At 66.0% G+C, this 2,550-nt stretch carries 1 pseudogene; it reads left to right on the top strand.

Annotated elements, in window-relative coordinates:
* A pseudogene (locus EOA36_RS33160) lies at nucleotides 1–2,550 on the top strand (protein ndvB); the annotation flags it as partial.

Below are 2,550 nucleotides of genomic sequence, written 5' to 3'. Positions count from 1 at the left end.
TACCCGATCTTCCTGGTCAGGATCGGCGACGTCGCCGATCTGGAGATCGTTGCCCAGGCGTTGCGCTTCCAGGAATATATGCGCACCCGTGGCATGATGATCGACTTCGTCGTCGTCAACGAGCAGGCCTCGTCCTATGTCCAGGATCTGCAGCGCGCGGTCGAGACGCTGTGCGAAAACAGCCGCTTGCGCGGCAAGGAACTCGGACCCCGCCAGCACATTTTCGCGGTGCGCCGCGACCTGATGGAGGAGACCACCTACAAGACGCTGCTCGCCGTCGCCCGGGTTGTGCTGCATACGCGCAACGGCACCATCTTCGACCAGATCGAACGAGCCGAGGCGGCCGCACTGCAGGCGCGCGATGGCCTGCAGCCGGCAGGATTTCCAGGCCCGCGCGAGATTCCTGCGCCCGTACAGATGCATGCATTCGCCTCGCAGGCGGTGGCCGATGTCAGCGCCGATGGCTCCGGCCTCAGCCAGTGGAACGGTTTCGGCGGCTTCGACGGCGACGGGCGGCACTATGTGGTGCGCCTGGCTGGCCGACGCACCACGCCGCAGCCCTGGATCAATGTCGTCTCCAACGCCTCGTTCGGCTTCCATACCTCGGCCGAGGGCGCGGCCTTCACCTGGAGCCGCAACAGCCGTGACTACCAGTTGACGCCGTGGTCGAACGACCCGGTCTCCAACCGACCGGGCGAGGGCATCTATATCTACGACCAGGCCAGCGGCAGGGCGTTCTCGCCGATCGCCGCGGTGGTGCGCGATCCCTCGATGACCTACGAAGCCTGGCACGGCCAGGGCTTCTCGACCTTCCGCTCGAAGCGCGGACCGTTGTCGATGGACTTGACGCACGTCGTCGATCCCATCGATCCGGTGAAGATCACGCGGCTGCGCATCCAGAATTCCGGCCCGGTACCTGCCCGGCTGCGCGTCTATGCCTATGCCGAATGGGTTCTTGGCGGGCATCGGTCGCGCACCGCGGCAACCATAGTGCCATCCCGTGACGGTGCCACCGGCGCGCTGCTCGCGCAAAATCCCTACGGGCTCGATTTCAGCGAGCGCGTGGCCTTCCTCGCCGCCGACACCGGTGTCCACTCGGTGACGACTGACCGGGCCGAGTTCCTCGGCCGGCACGGGTCCAGCGAGTTGCCGCAGGCAGTGCTGAGCGGTTCGGCCCTGTCGGGTCGCGTCGAAGCCGGAGATGATCCTTGCGCGGCGATCGCCCGCGACATCGAAATCCCCGCTGGTGGCGACGTCACGCTGATCTGGCTGCTCGGCGACGCCGAGTCTCCGGCGCAGGCGAGCGCGCTGGTGCAGAAGCACCGGGGCAAGGATTTCGACCAGCGCCTGGCCGACAATGAGCGCGAATGGCGCGCCTTCCTCGACACCATCCAGGTCGAGACGCCGGACAAGGCACTCGATGCCATGGTCAATCACTGGCTGCCCTATCAGAGCCTTGCCTGCCGCATCCGCGCCCGCTCGGCCTTCTATCAGGCAAGCGGCGCCTTCGGCTTCCGCGACCAGTTGCAGGACACACTCGCCCTACTGGCGCATGATCCGACGCTGGCGCGCGACCAGATCCTCAATGCCGCGCGGCGGCAGTTCCCGGAAGGCGACGTGCAACATTGGTGGCTGCCGCGCACCGGCGCCGGCGTACGCACCCTGATCTCCGACGACGTGGTGTGGCTCGCCCACGCCACGGCCCGCTATCTCATGGTGACCGGCGACGCCACAATCCTGAAGGAGCAACTGCCCTTCCTCGACGGACAGGCGCTGGGTGAAGGCGAGCACGACGCCTTCTTCACTCCGGAAATCTCGAAGAAGACGGTGTCGCTCTACGATCACTGCGCGCGTGCGCTCGACCTTGCCATCAAGCGCAGCAGTCCAGCCGGCCTGCCGTTGATCCTCGGCGGCGACTGGAACGACGGCATGAACCGTGTCGGCGAGCATGGCAAGGGCGAGAGCGTGTGGCTGGGCTGGTTCCTGCTGAAGACGCTGGGCGACTTCGCCGCGGTCGCCAAGACCGAGGGCGACACCAAGCGCGCGCAGGCCTGGGCAAAGCACGCCGAAGCGCTGAAGCGGGCACTCGAAAGCACGGCATGGGACGGCGAATGGTACCGGCGCGGCAGCTTTGACGACGGCACGCCTTTGGGATCACGCACATCGCAGGAGTGCAAGATCGACTCCATCGCCCAATCCTGGAGCGTGCTTTCGGGCGAGGGCGACCCGGCGCGGTCGACCACGGCGATGCAGCAGGCGACGAAGCTGCTCGTCGACGATCATCTCAAGATCGTAAAGCTGTTCACGCCACCCTTCTCGAAGACGGACAAGGATCCCGGCTACATCAAGAGCTACCCGCCTGGCGTGCGCGAGAATGGCGGCCAGTACACCCATGCGGCCACCTGGTTCGTCATTGCGCTGGCGGAGATGGGGCAGACCGATGAAGCCTATCGCTGCTTCTCGATGCTGAACCCGGTCAACCACGCCTTCGACGAGGCCTCGACCGAGCATTACCGCGTCGAACCCTATGTGGTGGCGGCCGGCATCGAT

Origin of the sequence: Mesorhizobium sp. M8A.F.Ca.ET.021.01.1.1 (genome assembly GCF_003998025.1) — a bacterium.
In the GTDB taxonomy this organism is placed as follows: domain Bacteria; phylum Pseudomonadota; class Alphaproteobacteria; order Rhizobiales; family Rhizobiaceae; genus Mesorhizobium.
Note: the sequence above shows the minus strand (reverse complement) of the source record. Positions and strands in the feature narration are given on the sequence as shown.